The organism is Ensifer sp. 22521, from assembly GCF_052044795.1.
Lineage (GTDB): Bacteria > Pseudomonadota > Alphaproteobacteria > Rhizobiales > Rhizobiaceae > Ensifer.
Genome location: NZ_JBQENM010000025.1, coordinates 21,959 through 44,153, shown reverse-complemented (window position 1 = coordinate 44,153; position 22,195 = coordinate 21,959). Strand labels below are relative to the sequence as shown.

Sequence of the window (22,195 nt, the reverse complement as noted above, 5' to 3'; positions counted from 1 at the left end):
GTGTGAGTTGTAGGCCGGCGGTCTGCCTCCGGCGCGGCATTGGGGGCTATGCGCGCCACCGTCCGGTCGCAAACAGAATGCGCGACGGGGCAAAAGGTTCCAAGCACCCGCCCTGACCGTTTCGGCCTACCGCTTCACTGCATCTTGTCGAGTTCGTCACGATGGCGGTAGAGCGCCAGGAAGCGGCGGTAATCGCGGTCATAGGTGCCGCGAGCACTTGCGTTCGGCAGGCGCTCGTGCCCCTCCGACGCCATTTCCGCCCCTGCGGCGGCGAGATCCCGGTGGATGCCGCCGGCAACCGCAGCTGCCATCGCCGTACCGAGCAGCACCGCGTCCGGTGCCTGCGGCGCAACCACGCGGCAGCCGGTCACATCGCAGTAGAGCTCCATCAGAAGCGTGTTGCGCACGTGGCCGCCGGTGACGTGCAGGGTGTCGAGCTGGTAGCCGACCTCCCGCATCATCTCCAGGATGTGACGGATGCCGAGCGCGATCGCGACGCAGCTGCGCCAATAGAGACGGCAGAGCGCATCGAAGGAGGAATCGAGGGGCAGGCCGCTGATAACCCCGAGCCCATGCGGGTCGGCGAGCGGCGAGCGGTTGCCGTGGAAATCGGGAAGCACATGCAGGCGATCGGCAAAAGCGGCGCCCTGCTCGGCGCGCAGTTCCTGCACCCGGGCGATGATCCGGCCGTGGGTCTCTGCTGTCGGTTCAAGGCCGCCGCCATGCAGCCGCACGATATGGTCGAGCAGCGCACCTGTCGCCGATTGCCCGCCCTCGATCAGCCAGGCGCCCGGAAGAACCGCTTCGTAATAGGGGCCCCACATGCCGAAGCCCGGCTTCATATCCTTGGAAAAGGCAACAATGCAGCTCGATGTACCGGCGATCAACGCGAGTTGTTTTTCAAGCGTCTCCGGCTTCCCGATGAACCCGCCGACGACGCCGAGCGCACCAGCATAGGCGTCGATCAGGCCCGGCGCCACCTGGCAGGCTTCGTCGAGCCCAAGCTCTGCGGCCGCCGCAGCGCTCAAATGACCGACCGAGCTTCCGATCGGCAGCGTTTCTTCCGGCAGCCCGCCGCGTTCGATGAGATCTTCAAGCCCGATCTTTTCGAGATAGTCCGGCTGCCAGCCACGCTTCTCATGCGCCAGATAATTCCACTTCGCTGTCAGCGTGCAGCGCGAGCGAGCAGCGCTTCCCGTCGCTCGCCAGGAAAGATAGTCGGCCAGGTCGAAGAAGAAACCCGCCTTCTGCCATTGTTGCGGCAGGTTGCGCTTCAGCCACATCAGCTTCGGCATTTCCATTTCCGGCGACATGACGCGGCCGGAGAAGTCGAGCACCGGATGGCCGGTCGCCGTACAGAAATCTGCCTCGGCGAGCGCCCGATGGTCGAGCCAGACGATCGTGTCCCAGCGCGCCTCGCCCTTGCGGTTGACGGATAGCGGCTCGCCTTCGCTGTCGCGCACCACCAACGAGCAGGTGGCGTCGAAGCCGATCGCGGCAACGCTTTCAGCGGCGATCCCGGCCTTGTCCTTGGCCGCCTTGACCGCGCCGCAGACGGCGCGCCAGATATCCTCAGAATCATGTTCGGCGTGGTTTTCTTCCGGCCGGTTCATGGCAATCGGCAGGTCGGCACGCGCGAGCAGCGTGCCCTTCCGGTCAAAGATACCGGCGCGCGCACTGCCGGTGCCGACATCGACCGCAACGACGAATTCACGCATCAATGAAAGTCCCGCCCCTCTTGTCCCTGCTATCGGCGGACAAACTGTAACAATTCGCCCATGTCGTCAAACAGCACGTCGGGACCGAGATTCGCGAGACTTTGGCGGTGCCGGTCGGATCGGGCATGGCTGCCGCCGGCAAAGGCGAAGACCCGCATGCCCGCCGCCTTCGCCGCTTCGATACCCGCCGGACTGTCCTCGACGACGACGCAATCCCTGGGCGCGAAACCCATTTCGCGGCTCGCATGCAGGAAGAGATCAGGCGCCGGCTTGCCGTGTTTCACCATGGTGGCGGAGAAGATATTGGGCTCGAAGAGGTCGATGAGCCCGGTGACGGTCAGCGACAGGCGGATGCGTTCCGGCTGGCTGGACGAGGCGACGCAGCACGCACCCTCGAGCCCTTCGACCGCTTCGCGGATACCTGCAATCGGCTGCAATTCGGTGCGGAAGCGCTGATACAGACGAAGGCGCATGCCCTCGAGGAAGGCATCGTCGGTGGCAAGGCCATATTCGTCGTGGAGGATCGCCGACATGCTTTTCAGGCTGCGCCCGAGAAATCGTTCCGTCGCTTCTTCGGCGGTCATCGGAACGCCGGCGGCCGAGAGCACGTCCACCAGCACTTCCAGCGAGATCGGCTCGCTATCGACAAGCACGCCGTCGCAATCGAAAATCACCAGCCTGGACGCTGTGTCCGCCATCGCACCCTACCCCTTACAGCTACGCGCGATATAAGGCGCCAAGGTCGCTGTAACGCTTTGAATTGGCGCATAATCTCGTCCCTGGTTCGATGTGATCCAGGGAATTATGCGGTGAGCTTGTCGTCCAGATAAAGCTGGAGCGTAGCGCGCGTACCCCTTTCCCAGAGGGTTTTCAATGCATGGCTGAAACGGCGGCGGAAGAGATCGGAGCGCGCGACATCGCCGAAGATATCGCCGAGCTCCAGGAAGGCCACCGGATCGTTCTTGGCAGCAAGCGCCGCCTTGTTCAGCCGGTCGGCGCTCTGGTCGTTGAAGACGATCGCCTTGCCGCTGTCGGACGTGCCGGCGAAGTAGCGGCACCACAGTGCCGAAACCAGCGACAGACCGACGACATCTTCGCCGCGCGCTAGGCGATCGGCCGTCGACGGCAGGATGAATTTCGGCTGGCGGTTGGAACCGTCCTGCGCCAGACGCGGGATCGTGTCACCGATCTTCGGATTGGCAAAGCGCGTCTCGATCAGCTTGTAGTAATCGCCGAGATCGGTGTTCGGCACGGGCGGAATGACCGGAATGATCTCGTCATGTTCAAGCTTGGCAAGAAAGGCACGGATCAGCGGCTCTTCCATCGCCTCATGCACGAAATGAATGTCGAGCAGAGCCGCCGGATAGGCGATCGCCGCATGGCCGCCGTTGAGGATGCGGATCTTCATGTGTTCGTACGGCGCGACGTCGGGTACGAACTGGACGCCGACCTTCTCCAGCGCCGGACGGCCGAGCGGGAAATGGTCTTCAAGCACCCATTGCTTGAATTCCTCGCAGAACACCGGCCAGGCGTCCTCTATGCCGTAATCGTCGGCGACAATGCCGATTTCACGTGTGCCGGTTGCCGGCGTGATCCGGTCCACCATGCCGTTCGGGAAAGCGACATTGGCATCGATCCAGTCAGCGAAATCAGCATCGACGAGCCGAGCAAGGCCGGAAACAGCGGCATGCGTGACCTCGCCATTGCCGGGAATGTTGTCGCAGGACATCACGGTGAAGGGCGGAACGTTCTTGTCGCGGCGCGCTTTCAGGCCGGCGACGATCAGTCCGAACACAGTCTTCGGAGCAGCCGGGTTCTGCGCGTCGGCGACGATTGCCGGATGGGTCGGGTTGAATACACCCGACGCCGGATCGATGAAATAACCGCCTTCGGTGATCGTCAGCGACACGATGCGGATCGCCGGATCGGTCAGCCTCGCGATGATCGCCGGGATGTCGCCTGGTTCCAGGTAGTCGATCATCGCGCCGGTGATATGGGCGCCGGTGCGGTTGTTGTCCTGCTCGACGACCGTCGTCAGGAAATCCTGCGCCGCGAGTTTCGCCCGCATCGTTGCATCGGAGGCAAGTACGCCGGCACCGATGATGGCCCAATCCCGGTCGTGGCCGGCATTGAAGAGATCGTCGAGATAGACGGCCTGGTGCGCCCTATGGAAGTTGCCGACGCCAAAATGCACGATCCCCGCCGTCAATTGCGACCGGTCGTAGTTCGGCACGCCGGCCTTGGCCTTGATCGTGTCGAGGGCGGCAAGTGAGAGTTTGGTCGTCATGATCCCGTATCCTTTCGAGGCTTCACCGGCTGCGCAGGCTCAGCTCATCCAGTTGCCGCCGTCGACGTTGTAGGTCTGCGAGACGACGTAGTCGCTCTCGGCTGAGGCGAGGAAGATCGCCATTCCGGTCAGGTCCTCGGCCGTTCCCATGCGCCCATAGGGCACCTCCGCGCCAACCAGCTTCTTCTTTTCGCCGAGCGGGCGGTTTTCGTATTTGGCAAACAGCGCGTCGACGCCGTCCCAGTGCTCGCCGTCGACCACACCGGGCGCGATCGCGTTGACGTTGATGCCGTGCTTGATGAGGTTGAGGCCGGCCGACTGGGTAAGGCTGATGACCGCCGCCTTGGTGGCGCAATAGATCGCGACCAACGCTTCGCCGCGGCGGCCCGCCTGGCTCGCCATGTTGATGATCTTGCCGCCCCTGCCCTGGGCGATCATCTGCTTTGCGGCCGCCTGCAGCGCGAACAGCGTGCCGGCAACATTGATCGAAAACAGCCGGTCATAGCTTTCGCGGGTGATTTCGACGATCGGCGCAAGGTCGAAGAGTGCTGCATTGTTGACGAGGATATCGAGGCCGCCCGCTTGCCTGACGACCGCTGCGATCGCAGCATCGATCGATGCCTGCTGCGTCACGTCCATCTCGACCGCGTAGGCGCCGGCACCGATCTCGGAGGCCGTCTGCCGTGCCCGTTCGATATTGATGTCGGCGATCGCGACCGTGGCGCCTTCGCGGANCCTCCGCGAAGGCACGGCCGATCCCCCGCGCAGACCCGGTGATCAGCGCGCTTTTACCTTCGAGCCTTCTCATCGCACTGCCAACCCCTTGTCGTCGAACCTGTGGACGCGCTGTGGGTCCGGCGTCAGGAACACGCGATCGCCGTGGGTGACGGCAAAGTCGCCGCTGACGCGCGCCGTCACCGTGCCGATGCCGTCGTCGACATTGACGTGCAGGAAGGTGTCGGAGCCGAGGTGTTCGGCGACGCCGACCGTGCCCTGCCAGCTGCCACTATCTTTGGAGAGCGCCAGATGCTCGGGGCGGATGCCCATCGTATGCGCCTGATAGGCAGAAGCCGCAGGACCAGTGACGATATTCATGCGCGGCGAACCGATGAAGCCCGCGACGAACAGATTGTCCGGCTTGTGGTAGAGGTCGAGCGGCGAGCCGACCTGCTCGATGCGCCCACGATTGAGCACCACGATCTTGTCGGCCATGGTCATGGCCTCCACCTGATCGTGGGTGACGTAAATCATCGTCGTCTTCAGGTCCTGGTGCAGCTGGCTGATCTCCAGCCGCATGTTGACGCGAAGCGCTGCATCGAGGTTCGACAGCGGCTCGTCGAACAGGAAGGCCTTCGGCTGGCGCACGATCGCCCGGCCGATCGCGACGCGCTGGCGCTGACCGCCGGAAAGCTGCCGCGGCTTGCGGTCGAGATAATCGGTAAGGTTCAGCACGCGCGCCGCATCCGACACCTTCTTGTCGATGACGGCCTTGTCCTCGCCCGCCATCTTCAGCGGAAAGGCGATGTTCGAGCGCACGCTCATGTGCGGATAGAGCGCGTAGGACTGGAACACCATCGACAGGCCGCGCTGTGCCGGCGGCAGTTCGGTGGCGTTCTTGCCATCGATGACGATGTCGCCGTCGCTGACATCTTCCAGGCCGGCGATCAGCCTGAGCAGCGTCGACTTTCCGCAACCGGACGGGCCGACGAAGACGACGAACTCGCCATTGTTGATGTCGAGGTCGATCGAGGGGATGACGGCATGGGCGCCGAAGACCTTCGAAACCTTGCTGAGTGTAATGCTTCCCATTGTCGTATCCCTTATTTGACCGCGCCGAAGGTGAGGCCGCGTACGAGCTGTTTCTGCGAGAACCAGCCGAGTATGAGGATGGGGGCGATCGCCATGGTCGAGGCGGCCGAGAGCTTGGCGTAGAACAGGCCTTCGGGGCTCGAATAGGAGGCGATGAAGGCAGTCAGCGGCGCGGCTTTCGCGGCACTGAGGTTCAGCGTCCAGAACGCCTCGTTCCAGGCGAGGATGATGTTGAGCAGAAGCGTCGAGGCGATGCCGGGGATCGCCATCGGCGTCAGCACATAGATGATCTCCTTGGAGAGCGAGGCGCCGTCCATGCGGGCGGCCTCCAGGATTTCGCCGGGGATCTCCTTAAAGTAGGTGTAGAGCATCCAGATGATGATCGGCAGGTTGATCAGCGTCAGCACAATGACGAGGCCGGTACGGGTGTCGAGCAGGCCGGTGTTGCGGAACATCAGATACATCGGCACCAGAACGCCGACCGACGGCATCATCTTGGTGGAGAGCATCCACATCAGGACGTCCTTGGTGCGCTTGGTCGGCGAGAACGCCATCGCCCAGGCGGACGGAATGGCGATTATCAGGCCGATCAGCGTCGAGCCGAAGGAGACGACGACCGAGTTCATGAAGTGCAGGAAGTAATTCGATCGGCTCTGCACCTCGTGATAGTTCTCCGTCGTCCAGTCGAAGAAGAACAGGGACGGCGGCGAGGCGATCGCCTCGGCCTCGGTCTTGAAGCTCGTCAGGAACGTCCAGAGGATCGGGAAGAAGATCAGGATGCCGATCGTCCAGGCGACGACGGTAACGACGATCTTTCTTTGGGTGGAGACATTGCGTGCCATGGTTCTCAAGCCTCCAGCGTCTTGCCGATCATGCGCATCAGGAAGAATGCGACGATGTTGGCGAGGATGACGGCGATGATGCCGCCGGCGGATGCGCCGCCCACGTCGAACTGCAGCAGGGCCTGCGCATAGACGAGGAAGGTGAGGTTCGTGCTCTGCGTACCCGGCCCGCCATTGGTCGTCACCAGGATCTCGGCGAAGACCGAGAGCAGGAAGATCGTCTGGATCAGGATCACCACGGTGATGGCGCGCGAGAGATGCGGCAGCACCAGATAGATGAAGCGGCTCCAGGCGCCGGCGCCGTCCATCTGTGCGGCTTCCTTCTGCTCTTCATCGAGCGACTGCAGGGCCGTCAGAAGGATCAGCGTCGCAAAGGGCAGCCATTGCCAGGCGACGATCAGGATCACCGACATCAGCGGTGCATTGGCGAGAAAGTCGAAGGGCTGCAGCCCGAAGAGCTTGGCCACCCAGGCGAAGAGCCCGTTGACCGGATTCATGAACATGTTCTTCCAGACGAGTGCGGCGACCGTCGGCATGATCAGGAACGGCGCGATCACCAGGATGCGCACGATCCCCTGCCCGAACATCGGCTGGTCGAGCAACAGCGCCAGTGCGATGCCGCCGACGACGGTGATGAACAGCACACCGAGCACGATCGCGAGCGTGTTGAAGATCGCCTGGAAGAAGGCGGGATCGGTGAGGAAGTAGCTGTAGTTCGAAAAGCCGGCGAACTCCTCCATCCCCGGCATCAACAGATTGTAGCGCAGGAACGAGAAGTAGATGGTCATGGCCAGCGGAACGATCATCCAGGCCAGAAGCAGAAGCACCGAAGGCGCGATCATCAGCCGCGCGGCGGAGCGGGTGTGCAAGGTCGCCATGGCGTCCCCCCAATGAAGGAATTCAATGCTGTTTCGAGATCGGGCCGGGCCGGCGCGTTTGTCCGCACGAGCCCAGTGGCCGCCTCCGGGAATTACCGGGGCGCCAGCCATTTGCGGCCGGCACCCCGGGCCCTTGGGAGCGCTATTTGATGTAACCGGCCTTGGTCATTTCGCGTTCGGTCAGCTTCTGGGCGCTGGCAAGCGCATCGTCGACGCTCATCTGACCGGCAAGGGCCGCCGAGAACTGCTGGCCGACCGCCGTGCCGAGACCCTGGAATTCAGGGATCGCCACGAACTGCACGCCGACATAGGGCACCGGCTTGACGGCCGGGTTCTTCGGATCGGCCGCGTTGATCGAGTCGAGCGTCATCTTCGCGAACGGCGCCGCCTTCTGGTACTCGGGGTTGGCGTAGAGCGAGGTTCGCGTGCCCGGAGGTACGTTCGCCCAGCCTTCCTTGTCAGCCACGAGCTTCAGATAGTCCTTGCCGGTTGCCCAGGCGATGAACTTCTCGGCCGAAGCGACCTTCTGCGAGCCGGCGGGGATCGCGAGGTTCCAGGCCCAGAGCCAGTTGCCGCGCTTGCCGAGGCCGGTGTCCGGAGCGAGCGCGAAGCCGACCTTGTCGGCAACGGTCGATTCCTTCGGGTTGGTGACGAAGGAGGCCGCAACCGTCGCATCGATCCACATGCCGCACTTGCCGGTCTGGAACAGCGACAGGTTTTCGTTGAAGCCGTTCGAGGAAGCGCCGGGCGGTCCGGCGTCGTTCATCAGCTTGACGTAGAAGTCGAGTGCGTTCTTCCATTCCGGCTGATCGAACTGCGGCTTCCAGTTCTCGTCGAACCAGCGGGCGCCGAAGGCGTTCGCGGTCGCCGTCAGGAAGGCCATGTTCTCGCCCCAGCCGGCCTTGCCGCGCAGGCAGATGCCGTAGAGTTCGTTGTTCTTGTCGGTGATCTTGCGCGCCGCGTCGGCGATGAAGTCCCAGGTCGGCGCGTCGGGCATGGTGAGCCCCGCCTTCTCGAACAGGTCCTTGCGGTACATCACCATCGAGCTTTCGCCGTAGAACGGCGCAGCATAGAGCTTGCCGTCGATGGTCAGGCCGGAGCGGATCGCCGGCAGGAGGTCGTCGACGTCGTAGTCGGCGCCGAGATTGTCGAGCGGCAGCAGCCAGCCCTGCTTCGCCCAGATCGGCACTTCATAGGTGCCGATCGTCATGATGTCGTACTGGCCGCCCTTGGTGGCGATGTCGGTCGTCACGCGCTGGCGCAGCACGTTTTCCTCGAGCGTCACCCACTCGAGTTGAATGTCCGGATTCTTGGACGTGAAATCCTCCGTCAGCTTCTGCATCCGGATCATGTCGCCGTTGTTCACGGTCGCGATCGTCAGGGTTTCTGCTTGGGCCAGACCCGACAGCGCGACTGCCGAGCACGTGCCCAGCAGGAAAGTTCTCAAGTTCATCGACTTCCTCCCAGAAGAATTGAGCATTTGCCTCGCTCATGGGCAATTACTCACTTCTCATGACAAATTGTCAATGCGCAATCGTTGCTGCGCCGCACACAGAAACATTAGAAGATTGTTTTGATTGCCGATTTTTTCTTTACGCAAGTGCGAAAGGCCGGCGCTGGGCCGGCCTTTTAACGGACGCGCTCTTTGCGATCAGGCGTTGAGCAGATAGCGCGCCGTCGCCTCATCGGTGATAAGACCGTTGATGATTCCACCCTTCACGGCCGCCCACAGCGCTTCGTACTTGCGCCGCCCCTTGGCAAGGCCGATCACCGACGCCTTGTCCCGCGAGGGAAGCGGCACCGAAGCGACGCGTTCGTTGAAGCTGCCGGAGAGCAATACGCCGTCATGGTCGAACATCCAGCCGCAGATTTCGCCGGCCGCGCCAGCTCTGGTAAGACCGGCCATCTCGTCCTGCGCCAGGAACCCGTCCTGGCAAAGCGGCGCGTCCGGGCCGAGTTCGCCGACGCCGACGAAGGCGACATTGGCTTCTGCGCCGAGCTTCAGGGCCACCTGAACCAGGCTCTGGCTGTGCAGCACTTCCCTCTCCTCCGGCGAGGCGGCGAGCACGGGCAGCGGCATCGGAAAATGCCGCGCCTTGACCGCATCGGCCATGCTGAAGATGACGTTGTAATAGGCGGCCGAGCCGTCGAGGCCGATATTGCCGGTGAGCGAAACGATGCGGTGCTGCGGACATTCCATCGGCGGCAGCTGGTCGACCGCCGCCTTCAGCGTGCGTCCGGTACCGATCGCCAACACCTGCGGCTCCGGCAACTTCAGCCAGCGCTCGATTTCGGCAGCACCCGCCTCGGCAATGCCGACGGTCGTCGAGGTCGACCCCGGATCGCTCGGCACGACCTCCACATGCTTCAGCCCGTATCTGTCGCGCAGGCCCGCCGCCGCCTCCAGACATGCGGCGATCGGATGGTCGAGCCGAACCTTGATCAGCCGCTCGGACATGGCGAGAGAAACGAGCCGCTGCGCCGATTGGCGCGAAATCCCCATGACGGTCGCGATCTCGTCCTGGGTGCGGCCGGCGACATAGTATAGCCAGCCCGCCCGGGCGGCATCATCAAGCCTGTTGTTCGCCTCGCCCCTGCGCGCCATGCCTGTTCTCCGTTCCCCCGAATGACGATGATTTTGGGTCGAACTCCCCAAAGACATCGTGATCGATTCTCTTAAGTTAGAGCGGGGAGCGGCCGAAAAACCGCAAACACCATTCCTCATCCCGCTCTAATTTGCTGCCACTATTTGTCCTGTCCTGTCAAACATCGGCCAAGAACAATGGCTTGGCGCGCCGGCAGAAAAGCCCGGGATCACAAGGCTTTCCGGTGATTTCGACCGCAAACTTTTACCGTTTGATAAAAAAATAAAGCGTGTTACCGTTCCATCATCCTGAGAAAACATTGGGAGCCAAAAATGGGAACGACACAATCTGGGATCCTCGGCGGCCGCCTGCCGCTCGGGGAGTACGAGAACAATTTCTCCGACCTCCATCCGCCGCTCGACAAGCACGAGGCCCTCGTCGCTTCCGACCGCTGTTATTTCTGTCATGACGCGCCGTGCATGACGGCCTGTCCCACCTCCATCGATATCCCGCTGTTCATTCGGCAGATATCGACCGGAAACCCGATCGGATCGGCCAAGACGATCTTCGACCAGAACATCCTGGGCGGCATGTGTGCCCGCGTCTGTCCCACCGAAACGCTCTGCGAACAGGCCTGCGTTCGCAACACCGCCGAGGAACGGCCCGTCGAGATCGGCCGCCTGCAGCGCTATGCGACCGACGTGGCGATGATGGAGAACAAGCAGTTCTACACCCGCGCCGCTTCCTCCGGCCGTAAGGTCGCCGTCGTCGGCGCCGGACCGGCGGGACTGGCGGCGGCCCATCGGCTCGCCGTCAAGGGCCACGACGTCGTGATCTACGACGCCCGTCCGAAGTCGGGCGGCCTCAACGAATACGGCATTGCCGCCTACAAGTCGGTCGACGACTTCGCCCAGAAGGAAGTCGACTACGTGCTGTCGATCGGCGGCATCGAGGTTCGCAACGGCCAGGCACTCGGCCGGGAGTTCAGCCTTGCCGAGCTTTCCGAGCAGTATGACGCCGTCTTCCTCGGTCTCGGCCTCGTCGGCGTCAATGCCCTGCGCATGGAAGGCGAGAACGCCGAGGGCGTCGAAGATGCCGTCGACTTCATCGCAGCGCTGCGTCAGTCGAAGACGAAGGCCGACATCCCCGTCGGGCGCCGTGTCGTCGTCCTCGGCGGCGGCATGACCGCGATCGACGCCGCCGTCCAGGCAAAGCTGCTCGGCGCCGAAGAGGTAACGATCTGTTATCGCCGCGGCAAAGAGCACATGAACGCCTCCGAGTTCGAGCAGGATCTCGCCACCTCCAAGGGCGTCACCATCCGCCATTGGCTGCAGCCGAAGCGCATTGCCGAAAAGGACGGCAAGGTCGCAGGCATCGAGCTGGAATACACCACGCTTGAAGACGGAAAGCTGACGGCGACCGGCGAAACGGGTATCATTGCCGCCGATCAGATCTTCAAGGCAATCGGCCAGAGCTTCCTCGGAAGCGGCCTTGGCGCCCTGCAGCTTGAAGGCGGCCGTATCGTCACCGATGCCGAAGGGCGAACCTCGATCGACAACGTCTGGGCCGGTGGCGACTGCGTGCTCGGCGGCGAAGACCTCACCGTCTCGGCCGTCGCCATGGGCCGCGATGCGGCTGAATCGATCAACCAGGCCCTCGCCGCGGCAGCGCCGCATGCGAGCGCAGTTGCCTAAAGGATCGGGAGGAGAAACCAATGGCTGATCTTCGCAATAACTTCGTCGGCATCAAATCCCCGAACCCGTTCTGGCTGGCATCCGCCCCGCCGACGGACAAGGCCTATAACGTCGAGCGCGCCTTCAAGGCGGGCTGGGGCGGCGTCGTCTGGAAAACGCTCGGCGAAGAAGGACCGCCGGTCGTCAACGTCAACGGACCGCGCTACGGCGCGATCTGGGGTGCCGACCGCCGGCTGTTGGGCTTCAACAATATCGAGCTCATCACCGACCGCGACCTTTATGTGAACCTGCGGGAAATGAAGCAGGTCAAGATGAACTGGCCGGACCGGGCCCTGATCGCCTCGATCATGGTGCCCTGCGAGGAAGAGGCGTGGAAGGCGATCCTGCCGCTGGTGGAAGAAACCGGCGCCGACGGCATCGAGCTCAACTTCGGCTGTCCGCACGGCATGTCCGAGCGCGGCATGGGTGCTGCGGTCGGACAGGTGCCGGAATACATCGAAATGGTCGTGCGCTGGTGCAAGCAGTACACGCGCATGCCGGTCATCACCAAGCTGACGCCGAATATCACCGACATCCGCAAGCCGGCCCGCGCCGCCAAGGCCGGCGGCACCGACGCCGTGTCGCTGATCAACACGATCAACTCGATCGTGTCCGTCGATCTCGACAACTTCGCCCCGAACCCGACGGTCGGCGGCAAGGGCACCCATGGCGGCTATTGCGGCCCGGCGGTCAAGCCGATCGCGCTCAACATGGTCGCCGAAATCGCCCGCGATCCCGAAACCTACGGCCTGCCGATCTCCGGCATCGGCGGCATAACCACCTGGCGCGATGCGGCCGAGTTCCTGGTGCTTGGCGCCGGCAACGTGCAGGTCTGCACCGCGGCGATGACCTACGGCTTCAAGATCGTCCAGGAAATGATCTCGGGCCTTTCGGACTGGATGGATGCGAAGGGTCACCGTGACCTCGACGACATCACCGGCCGCGCGGTGCCGAATGTCACCGACTGGCAGTACCTCAACCTCAACTACATCGCCAAGGCCAAGATCGATCAGGATGCCTGCATCAAATGCGGCCGCTGTCACATCGTCTGCGAAGACACCTCGCACCAGGCGATCACCCAGTTCGTCAACGGCGTACGCCACTTCGAGGTAATGGAAGACGAGTGCGTCGGCTGCAATCTCTGCGTCAGCGTCTGTCCCGTCGAAAACTGCATCACCATGGAAGAACTGCCGGCCGGCACAATCGACCAGCGCACCGGCAAGCCTGTCGACCCGAACTACGCCAACTGGACGACCCATCCCAATAACCCGATGGCCCGCCAGGCCGCGGAGTAAGGGCGCCCACAAGGGTTCGCCCGCGATCGCATCAAGCAAAGCCGCCGGAAAATCCATCCGGCGGCTTTGTCTTTCAACCCCGGAACTCGACGACCACCTTGCCGAACGGCCCGCGATCGAGATGCGCTAACGCTTCGGGCAAGTCAGAAAAGCGGTAGCGGGCATCGATGACCGGCTTGATCCCGGTCCGATCGATGGCACCGACCAGATCCTCCAGTGCCCGGCGATGGCCGACGCCGATGCCCTGGATGACCGGCGACTTCAACAGCACGAATGGCGCCGGCGCCGAAATCTCGCCGCCTTCGAGCACGCCGATGACAGAGATCCGCCCCTGCATTGCCACCGCCTGCAGCGACTTGCCGAGATTGGCGCCACCGGCAAGCTCGAGGACATGGTCCGCGCCATGATCGCCGGTAATCTCGAGAACACGCTCCGCCCAGTCTTCCGACAGCCGGTTTACGCCATGATCGGCTCCAAGCGCGCGCGCACGTTCGAGTTTTTCCTGACTGGCCGATGTCACGATCACTTCGGCCCCGTGCGCCTTGGCGATCTGCAGCCCGAACAGTGAAACACCGCCGGTGCCCTGCACGACGACGCGGTCACCGGCCTTCGGATGCCCCTTCTCGACCAGCGCGAACCAGGCGGTCAGCCCGGCACAGGGCAAGGTGCTCGCCTCGCCATCGTCGAGGCTCTCGGGCGCCTTCACGAACCAGTTCTCGGGGAAGGCGACATATTCGGAAGCGACGCCTGGGTTGAGGCCGCCGAGTGCAAACGACGTCGGATGTCGGGCGGTCCCTGGTTTTTGACCGTCAACCCAGGTTGGGTCGAATACGGAGATGACGCGATCGCCCGGCTGAAACCGTGTGACGTCACGGCCGACCGTTTCGACCACACCGGCCATGTCGGATCCTGGGACGAAGGGGAAGACGAGCGGCATGCCCATGCCGTTTTCCAGCACCAGCTTGTCGCGAAAGTTGAGCGACAAGGCGGTGGTGCGAACGAGCACCTCGCCCGCACCCGGCTCAGGAACGCGCCGCTCGGTGACCTTCAGGTTCGAGGCGCCGAATGTATCGATCGTCCATTCCTTCATTAGTCTTGCCATAATCTTTCCTTTCATCGGTTTGAGCTGATGAAGAAACCATAGCGTTGAATTTATCTCTCCAGTTGCGATATGATTTCGCCATATTGGTTCCACCAGGGATACAAATATGAGCTACCTGAACGGAGTTTCGGTGTTCGTGGAAGCGGTAGACGCCGGCGGCTTTTCTGCAGCGGCCGAAAGGCTCAACCTGTCGCGCTCGGCAGTCGGCAAAACGGTCGCCAAGCTGGAACAGAGGCTGGGCGTTCGCCTCTTCCATCGCACCACCCGCACCCAGAGCCTGACCGACGAAGGCCAGCTGTTCTACGAAAACTGCCTGAGGGCGCTCGGCGAAATCAGGGCCGGAGAGGCGCTGCTGGAATCGGGCAAACAGGAGATCCGGGGCCGCCTGCGCCTGTCGATGCCTGTGCATTTCGGCCGCCAATGCATCATGCCGCTGCTGTCGGAACTGCTCCGGCTGCATCCGCACCTGGAATTCGATCTCAACTTCAGCGACCGCAACGTCGACCTCATCGAGGACGGCTTCGATCTCGCCATCCGCTCCGGCCCGCTGAGGAGCGATCCCGAACTGATGACGCGCAAGATCGCCGACCAGCGCATGATCGTATGCGCTTCACCGGCCTATCTTGAAGCAAACGGCACGCCTGGAACGATCGATGACCTGATGTCGCATCAGGCGATCCTCTATCGGCGCAGCGGACAGCCGCTCGCCTGGTCTTTTCCCGTCAAGGCCGGCCAGCCCCAGGCGATCACGCCGCCGGCGCGGCTGCGGCTCGATGACCTGACCTCAATCGCCGACGCGGCAGCCGACGGCTTCGGTATCGCCTGGCTGCCGTGCTGGCTCGTGGGAAACCGAATCGCCGCCGGCTCGCTGGTCCGGATTCTCGCCGATGCGCCGGCGCTCTCCTATGGCGCCTATGTCGTCTGGCCGAAAACCCAATACATGCCGCCAAAGCTGCGGCTGCTCATCGATACGCTTGCCGCACGCCTGCCGGCCATGATGGAATGAAGCAAGCGGTGGCCGCTGTTTCCGGCGCCGCCATCACAAGCCAAAAGCATGGGGAGTTCGACATGCATGTGGCGAACCCGTTCGAACGACGGCACCGAACCCCGCTCAATAGCGCTCCCCGCCGATAACGAACAGGACACGAAAACGAAACAGATTGTGTAAAAATGGTAAGTTGTCGGCCCGCGCGATCTGGATAATAAGGGAGAACTCACACCGGGGGTGCGTGACGTTCGATCCGGGATCGGCGACGCATCTTCCGACGGTTTTGAAACTGCGGCCGGACAAAGCTCCGGCAGAGCCGGACTTTTGCTTGACGATCATTTCGGCCAACCGACGCAAGCGAATGCACCTCGTATCCGGGGCGATACTCGGTTCGTTCGTGCTGGCCCATTTCTTCAACCATTCGCTCGGTCTCATTTCCATCGAAGCGATGGAAACCGCCCGCAAGGCGTTCAATCTCATCTGGCACAGCGTCCCCGGCACGGTGCTCCTCTACGGCGCCCTGCTGCTGCATTTCGCCATGGCGCTCGAAAGCATCTACCGCCGGCAGACGCTCAGAATGCCGGCACGCGAAGCGCTGAAGATCATCTTCGGTCTCAGCCTACCGTTTCTGCTGATCGGCCATGTTACCGCCGCGCGCGTCGAACCGCTCTTCACAGGCGTCGATACGGATTACCCGGACATGCTCCGGATACTCTGGTCGAACTCCGTCAACGCCATCAGGCAATCGGTCGCCCTCTTGCTCGTCTGGGGCCATGGTTGCCTCGGCGCCTGGTTCTGGATGCGCGGTCGCCCCTGGTTCCCGCGCTATGAAATCCTGCTTTACACAGTCGCAATCCTCGTGCCGATCTTCGCGCTGCTCGGCTTCGTCAGCGGCGCCCGCTCGATCGAGAGCAACTATGAAGAACACGGTGGCTACGGCGACAGGGCCTACACCAAGCCGGCGGTCGATCTCACGCTTCTCGAGGACATCCGCCTCGGCCTCTATCTCGGTTTCGGTGGGCTGATCGGTGGCACCTTCCTGCTGCGGGCCATGCCGAAGGGTGGCCGCATTCGCGTCCGTTATCCCGATGGGCGGACCGCAACCGTCAATCTCGGCTTCAGCGTGCTGGAAGCAAGCCGCGCCGCCGGTATCCCGCATGTCTCGGTCTGCGGCGGCCGCGGGCGTTGCTCGACCTGCCGCGTCCGCGTCATCCAGGGATTGGAAGACCAGCCTGCCCCCGAGGACGCCGAGCTTGCGACGCTGACCCGTATCGGCGCGCCCGACAATGTCCGTCTCGCCTGCCAGTTCCGCCCTGTGCACAACGTGACCGTCGTGCCGATCCTCGACAGCGACAGCCTCGGCATCAAGAAACAGATCGGACGCGAGGGCGGCGAAGGCCGGGAGCGACGCATCGCCGTGCTCTTCTGCGACATGCGCGGTTTTACCAGCATTGCCGAACACAAGCTGCCCTTCGACACAGTGTTCCTGCTCAACCGCTACTTCGAGATGGTGGGCGAAGCGGTCGAGGATTCCGGCGGCGTCATCGACAAGTTTATCGGCGATGGCGCGCTCGCGATCTTCGGCCTCAAGAGTTCCTATACCGAGGCCTGCCGGCAGTCGCTCGCCGCCGCCGTGCGGATATCCAAGGGCATCGAGACGCTCAACCAGACCTTCCGCGGCGAACTAGACGAACCGCTGCGCATCGCGATGGGGCTGCACTCCGGCCCAGCCATCATCGGTGAGATCGGCTACGGCCAGGCGACGTCGCTGACGGCCGTCGGCGACACGATCAACACCGCCAGCCGCTTGGAAGGCCTCGCCAAAGAGCACGACGTGCAACTCGCCGTCTCCGCCGAACTCGTCAATCGGGCGGGTCTCGTGATCGAAGGACACGAGCGGCTGGACATCGGCCTGCGCGGCCGGCAGGCGACACTCGAAACCTGGATCGTCGAGGATGCCGCGCGAATCTCCGCGGCCTTGCAACCAACGCCGTCAAACGCTTAGGTTGGTATCCCCGCCCTCATACTCCCCGGAATCGTGAATGAAGCAGGACGTATCCCCGAAAACGCCCCATCAGGTTCACGCCAAAGGCATCGAGAAGCTGAGGGCACATCTGGCGATGATGAGCTTTGCCATTTTGATCGCCGGTTCCTTCTCTTTCGGTGGTCTTGCAACCCAGCACATGGGCGCCGGACCGCTGACGCTCTGGCGCTATCTGCTGACTGTCATCGTGCTGGGGCTGATGACCTTCGGCTATGCGCGCGTGCCTTTTCACTTCCCCAAGCAATCGTGGCGCTTCGTGATCCTCGGCGGCCTGATCGCCGTCTACATGCTGACGATGTTCAAGGCGCTGGAATTCACCAACCCGGTTTCCACCGGCGCGGTCTTCACCCTGATGCCGTTGCTCAGCGCCGGTTTCGCCTATCTGCTGCTCGGCCAGCGCACGCGCCCGGGCGTGCTCGCGGGCCTCATCATCGCAGCCCTCGGCGCCGTCTGGGTGATCTTCCGCGCCAATATCCAGGCGATCCTTGCCTTCGATATCGGCCAGGGCGAGCTAATCTTCTTCGTCGGCGTCGTCTGCCACGCGATCTATGTGCCGCTGATCCGCAAGTTCGGCCGACAGGAAAACCCCTTCGCCTTCGGCTTCTGGGTCGCGGTCTTCACCGTGCCCTGGCTGCTGGTGCCCGGTGGCATCGGTCTCATCACCACGGACTTTACAGCGCTTCCCGCGATCGTCTGGGTCGCCGTCCTCTATCTCGCCGTCGTCACCACCGCCATCACCTTCCTGCTGCTGCAATATGCTTCGATGCGGCTGCCGGCATCCAAGGTGCTCGGCTATGGCTATTTGACGCCGAGCTTCATCATTCTGCTCGAAGGGCTGCTCGGCCACGGCTGGACCAGCCTGCCGGTTCTTGCCGGCGCGCTGACCACGGGCTGCGGCCTGCTCCTGATGGCGCTGCTGCCCGATTGAAGATGTGCGGGCGGCTCAGACCGCCGGCTGCTCGCTGACCTGCAGCCCGTCGACAAAGAGCCGCTCCAAAAAGCGCGCTGCGTCTTCGAACCGTCCCTCGCCGGCATTGCCCTGGCCAAGCACGGCGCGTACCTGCACGTCGAAGTCGGCATAATGCTGGGTCGTTGACCAGATCGCAAAGATCAGGTGGTAGGGGTCGCATTTGGCGATCTTGCCGGCTTTCGCCCAGGCGCGGATCACCTCCGCCTTCTCGTCGACCAGCGCCTTCAACGGCCCCTTGAGCTCGTCCTCGATATGCGGAGCACCCTGCAGCACCTCGTTGGCGAAGAGCCGGCTTTCGCGCGGATAGTCGCGGGCCATTTCGAGCTTGCGCCGGATGTAGCTGCGGATCTCGGCGACCGGATTTCCCTCGGCATTGAACTCGCGCAGGGGATCGAGCCAGGTATCGAGCACCCGGTCGATCAGCGCCCGGTGCATCGCTTCCTTCGTGCGGAAATAATAAAGCAAATTGGGCTTCGACATGCCCGCCACTTCGGCGATCTGGTCGACGGTCGCGCCGCGGAAACCATTGGCGGAGAAGACTTCAAGCGCCGCTTCCAGAATGCGCTCTTCTTTCTCTTCCTGGATGCGTGTCCGCCTCTGGGTCCTGGCCGCTCTCGGTAGTACCATCTGTCCCCCTGGCGATCCCCGCGCGCCTCGCCGCGCAAGAACCGATCTGCCCAATTTCCGGCCTCGCCATCTTCTTGGGCAACAACTTCGTTTTTTTGCTTTTCCGGCTTGAGTGCCGCAATGGAAGTTGTAATGTTTACCAACCGGTCAAATTATCAGCCAGTTCACCGCCAAAGGCAACGGCTGATCGAAGGGCACCAGAAAAAACCAAGCCTGGATTTGACCAAGGGAACATAAGGGCGCGCCGATTGAGGCAAGGCCCTGAAAAGATGAGGAGACCGCCGTGGCTGCACCTGGCGAGAACATGCGTGTCAATGCCGACCGCCTGTGGGATTCACTTATGGAAATGGCCAAGATCGGCCCTGGCGTTGCTGGCGGCAATAACCGCCAGACATTGACCGACGCGGACGCCGAAGGGCGCCGGTTGTTCGAGTCCTGGTGCGAGACGGCCGGCCTCACCATGGGCGTCGATAGTATGGGCAACATGTTCTTCACACGCGCCGGCACCGACCCGGACGCTCTGCCCGTCTATGTCGGTTCGCATCTCGACACCCAGCCGACCGGCGGCAAGTTCGACGGTGTGTTGGGCGTGCTCTCCGGCCTCGAAGTCATTCGCTCGATGAACGACCTCGGCATCAAGACCAAGCACCCGGTCGTCGTTACCAACTGGACGAACGAGGAAGGCGCACGCTTCGCGCCGGCCATGCTCGCCTCCGGCGTCTTTGCCGGCGTGCACAGCCAGGACTTCGCCTATGGCCGCAAGGATCCGGAAGGAAAGACCTTCGGCGATGAATTGAAACGCATCGGCTGGGTCGGCGACGAAGAGGTCGGCGCCCGCAGGATGCATGCCTATTTCGAATACCATATCGAGCAGGGCCCGATCCTCGAAGCCGAGGGGAAGGACATCGGCGTCGTCACCCACTGTCAGGGCCTCTGGTGGCTGGAGTTCACGCTGACGGGACGCGAAGCCCATACCGGCTCGACGCCGATGAACATGCGCGTCAATGCCGGCCTCGCCATGGCCCGCATCATGGAAATGGTCCAGAGTGTTGCCATGGTGAACCAGCCGGGTGCCGTCGGTGGCGTCGGCCAGGTGGTCTTCTCCCCCAATTCCCGCAACGTTCTGCCGGGCAAGGTGGTCTTCACCGTTGATATCCGCTCGCCCGACAAGGAGAAGCTCGATCGCATGCGCGCCAGGATCGAGGCCGAAGCGCCAAAGATCACCGAGCCGCTCGGCGTCGGCTGTTCCATCGAGGCGATCGGCCACTTCGAACCGGTGACCTTCGACCCGAAACTGGTTACCGCCGTGCGCGATGCCGCCGAACGGCTCGGCTACAGCCACATGAACATCATCTCGGGCGCCGGCCACGACGCCTGCTGGGCCGCCAAGGTGGCGCCGACGACGATGATCATGTGCCCTTGCGTCGGTGGCCTCAGCCACAACGAGGCGGAGGATATCTCCAAGGAGTGGGCCAGCGCCGGCGCCGACGTCCTCTTCCACGCCGTCGTCGAAACGGCTGAAATCGTCGAATGAGTTTGCGGGCGGGACGAAAGTTCCGCCCTTTTTCGTGGCGGCCGCCTACTGCATAATTCCTTAAATCGGGATCGATTTAAGGGGAAATTATGCAGCAAATCTAAAATGCTACAACGACCTTAGCGCGTATTAAAACACGCGCGGCGCTGTAGGCGCCGGAAGCGCAATCGCGAGGATCAAGTACCATGAGCACTGTCATCAAGGGTGGAACCATCGTCACGGCCGACCTGACCTACAAGGCGGACGTCAAGATCGAGGGCGGCAGGATCGTCGAGATCGGCCCCAATCTTTCCGGTGACGAGACGCTGGATGCGAGCGGCTGTTTCATCATGCCGGGCGGCATCGACCCGCACACCCATCTCGAAATGCCCTTCATGGGCACCTATTCCTCGGACGATTTCGAAAGCGGCACGCGTGCGGCACTTGCCGGCGGCACGACCATGGTGGTCGATTTCGCGCTGCCCTCCCCCAACCAGTCGCTGCTCGAAGCGCTCACCATGTGGGACAACAAGTCTACCCGCGCCAACTGCGACTATTCCTTCCACATGGCGATCACCTGGTGGAGCGAGCAGGTCTTCAACGAGATGGAGACCATCGTTAAGGACAAGGGCATCAACACCTTCAAGCACTTCATGGCCTATAAGGGCGCGCTGATGGTCGACGACGACGAGATGTTCTCGTCCTTCCAGCGCTGCGCAGCCCTCGGCGCGCTGCCGCTCGTGCACGCGGAAAACGGCGATGTCGTCGCCCAGCTCCAGGCGAAGCTGCTTGCCGAAGGCAACAACGGTCCGGAGGCACACGCCTATTCGCGGCCGGCCGAAGTCGAGGGCGAAGCAACCAACCGCGCGATCATGATCGCCGACATGGCCGGCTGCCCGGTCTATATCGTGCACACCTCCTGCGAGCAGGCGCATGAGGCGATCCGCCGGGCCCGGGCCAAGGGCATGCGCGTCTTCGGCGAGCCGCTGATCCAGCATCTGACGCTGGATGAAACCGAATATTTCAACAAGGACTGGGACCATGCGGCCCGCCGCGTGATGTCGCCACCCTTCCGCAACAAGCTGCATCAGGACTCACTCTGGGCCGGTCTCGCCTCGGGCTCGCTGCAGGTGGTCGCGACCGACCATTGCGCCTTTACAAGCGAACAGAAACGCTCCGGCCTCGGCGACTTCACCAAGATCCCCAACGGCACCGGCGGTCTCGAAGACCGCATGCCGATGCTCTGGACCCATGGCGTCAACACCGGCCGCATCACCATGAACGAGTTCGTGGCGGTCACCTCGACCAACATCGCCAAGATCCTCAACATCTACCCGAAGAAGGGCGCGATCCTCGTCGGCGCCGATGCCGACTTGGTCGTCTGGGACCCGAAGCGCACCAAGACCATCTCGGCCAAGAACCAGCAGTCGGCGATCGACTACAACGTCTTCGAGGGCAAGGAGGTGAAGGGCCTGCCACGCTACACGCTGACCCGCGGCGTCGTCGCGATCGAGGAAAGCACGATCAAGACCCGCGAAGGCCACGGCGAATTCGTCCGCCGCGATCCGTTCCCGGCCGTCAGCTCCGCTCTTTCTACCTGGAAGGAAGTCACGGCACCGCGCGCCGTCCAGCGCACCGGCATTCCGGCCACCGGCGTCTGAATGAAGGAGAACGCGAACTGGGTGTTGCCGATGCCTGCCCTTCAGCGCCAGGTTTGGTTTCCGCGGCTCCACGCCGCGGCTGCCCTCGCCGGCACGTATACGGCATCTGCACTGCTGATGATCGTTGATCCCAAATCGGTTGC

General features: G+C 62.9%; 18 protein-coding genes and 1 pseudogene. 7 read left to right on the top strand and 12 right to left on the bottom strand.

Features of this window, described 5'->3' with window-relative positions; all coding sequences use genetic code 11:
• Positions 1-134: 134 nt before the first annotated feature.
• The 9 genes and pseudogenes from ACTJKE_RS28675 to ACTJKE_RS28635 form a co-directional block, all read right to left on the bottom strand.
• A complete protein-coding gene (locus ACTJKE_RS28675; RefSeq protein ID WP_440693213.1) occupies positions 135-1,718 on the bottom strand; it encodes an FGGY-family carbohydrate kinase in 1,584 nt (527 codons plus the stop codon).
• A gap of 29 nt (positions 1,719-1,747) precedes the next feature.
• Positions 1,748-2,416, bottom strand: a complete 669-nt coding sequence (locus ACTJKE_RS28670; RefSeq protein ID WP_058326447.1) for an HAD family hydrolase — start codon at positions 2,414-2,416, stop codon at positions 1,748-1,750.
• A 104-nt stretch (positions 2,417-2,520) separates the two neighbouring features.
• A complete protein-coding gene (locus ACTJKE_RS28665) occupies positions 2,521-4,005 on the bottom strand; it encodes a mannitol dehydrogenase family protein (protein ID WP_093234888.1) in 1,485 nt (494 codons plus the stop codon).
• A gap of 39 nt (positions 4,006-4,044) precedes the next feature.
• A pseudogene (locus ACTJKE_RS28660) lies at positions 4,045-4,813 on the bottom strand (L-iditol 2-dehydrogenase).
• Complete coding sequence (locus ACTJKE_RS28655) at positions 4,810-5,814, bottom strand: ABC transporter ATP-binding protein (RefSeq protein WP_057249062.1); 1,005 nt, start codon at positions 5,812-5,814, stop codon at positions 4,810-4,812. Before ACTJKE_RS28655 ends, ACTJKE_RS28660 begins: the two are co-directional and overlap by 4 nt.
• 11 nt (positions 5,815-5,825) lie before the next feature.
• A complete protein-coding gene (locus ACTJKE_RS28650) occupies positions 5,826-6,656 on the bottom strand; it encodes a carbohydrate ABC transporter permease (RefSeq protein WP_057249061.1) in 831 nt (276 codons plus the stop codon).
• A gap of 5 nt (positions 6,657-6,661) precedes the next feature.
• Positions 6,662-7,534, bottom strand: coding sequence for a carbohydrate ABC transporter permease (locus tag ACTJKE_RS28645; RefSeq protein WP_057249060.1), 873 nt, complete (start codon positions 7,532-7,534; stop codon positions 6,662-6,664).
• 142 nt (positions 7,535-7,676) lie between these two features.
• Positions 7,677-8,987: an ABC transporter substrate-binding protein gene (locus ACTJKE_RS28640; RefSeq protein WP_057249059.1), complete on the bottom strand. Its 1,311-nt coding sequence runs from the start codon at positions 8,985-8,987 to the stop codon at positions 7,677-7,679.
• 198 nt (positions 8,988-9,185) lie between these two features.
• A complete protein-coding gene (locus tag ACTJKE_RS28635) occupies positions 9,186-10,139 on the bottom strand; it encodes a sugar-binding transcriptional regulator (protein ID WP_057249058.1) in 954 nt (317 codons plus the stop codon).
• A gap of 312 nt (positions 10,140-10,451) precedes the next feature.
• Here ACTJKE_RS28635 and ACTJKE_RS28630 point away from each other — a divergent pair, with 312 nt between their 5' ends.
• Positions 10,452-11,813 carry an NAD(P)-dependent oxidoreductase gene (locus ACTJKE_RS28630; RefSeq protein WP_440693211.1) on the top strand — a complete coding sequence of 454 codons (1,362 nt, stop codon included), beginning with the start codon at positions 10,452-10,454 and terminating at the stop codon, positions 11,811-11,813.
• 20 nt (positions 11,814-11,833) lie between these two features.
• Positions 11,834-13,147 carry an NAD-dependent dihydropyrimidine dehydrogenase subunit PreA gene (gene preA / locus ACTJKE_RS28625; protein ID WP_065374372.1) on the top strand — a complete coding sequence of 438 codons (1,314 nt, stop codon included), beginning with the start codon at positions 11,834-11,836 and terminating at the stop codon, positions 13,145-13,147.
• A gap of 73 nt (positions 13,148-13,220) precedes the next feature.
• Here preA and ACTJKE_RS28620 read toward each other — a convergent pair whose 3' ends face one another.
• Positions 13,221-14,249, bottom strand: coding sequence for a zinc-dependent alcohol dehydrogenase family protein (locus ACTJKE_RS28620; protein WP_440693209.1), 1,029 nt, complete (start codon positions 14,247-14,249; stop codon positions 13,221-13,223).
• 106 nt (positions 14,250-14,355) lie between these two features.
• Here ACTJKE_RS28620 and ACTJKE_RS28615 point away from each other — a divergent pair, with 106 nt between their 5' ends.
• A complete protein-coding gene (locus tag ACTJKE_RS28615; RefSeq protein WP_440693207.1) occupies positions 14,356-15,255 on the top strand; it encodes a LysR family transcriptional regulator in 900 nt (299 codons plus the stop codon).
• A 105-nt stretch (positions 15,256-15,360) separates the two neighbouring features.
• Here ACTJKE_RS28615 and ACTJKE_RS28610 read toward each other — a convergent pair whose 3' ends face one another.
• Entirely contained in the window at positions 15,361-15,576 is a 216-nt protein-coding gene (locus tag ACTJKE_RS28610; protein ID WP_158539398.1) for a hypothetical protein, read from the bottom strand.
• Here ACTJKE_RS28610 and ACTJKE_RS28605 point away from each other — a divergent pair.
• Together ACTJKE_RS28605 and ACTJKE_RS28600 are read left to right on the top strand one after the other, a co-directional pair.
• Entirely contained in the window at positions 15,566-17,242 is a 1,677-nt protein-coding gene (locus ACTJKE_RS28605) for an adenylate/guanylate cyclase domain-containing protein (RefSeq protein WP_058320830.1), read from the top strand. The genes ACTJKE_RS28610 and ACTJKE_RS28605 overlap by 11 nt on opposite strands.
• A gap of 37 nt (positions 17,243-17,279) precedes the next feature.
• A complete protein-coding gene (locus tag ACTJKE_RS28600) occupies positions 17,280-18,209 on the top strand; it encodes a DMT family transporter (protein ID WP_440693204.1) in 930 nt (309 codons plus the stop codon).
• 15 nt (positions 18,210-18,224) lie between these two features.
• On the opposite strand, the gene rutR is transcribed toward ACTJKE_RS28600, so the two are convergent.
• The gene (rutR, locus tag ACTJKE_RS28595) at positions 18,225-18,878 is read right to left on the bottom strand and encodes an HTH-type transcriptional regulator RutR (RefSeq protein ID WP_440693202.1); all 654 of its coding nucleotides are present in this window, start codon (positions 18,876-18,878) and stop codon (positions 18,225-18,227) included.
• A gap of 283 nt (positions 18,879-19,161) precedes the next feature.
• On the opposite strand from rutR, the gene ACTJKE_RS28590 reads away from it, so the two are divergent.
• Together ACTJKE_RS28590 and hydA are read left to right on the top strand one after the other, a co-directional pair.
• On the top strand, positions 19,162-20,412 hold the full coding sequence (locus ACTJKE_RS28590; RefSeq protein ID WP_093234882.1) for a Zn-dependent hydrolase: 1,251 nt from the start codon (positions 19,162-19,164) through the stop codon (positions 20,410-20,412).
• A 185-nt stretch (positions 20,413-20,597) separates the two neighbouring features.
• Positions 20,598-22,052 carry a dihydropyrimidinase gene (gene hydA, locus ACTJKE_RS28585; protein ID WP_057249050.1) on the top strand — a complete coding sequence of 485 codons (1,455 nt, stop codon included), beginning with the start codon at positions 20,598-20,600 and terminating at the stop codon, positions 22,050-22,052.
• Positions 22,053-22,195 lie beyond the last annotated feature (143 nt).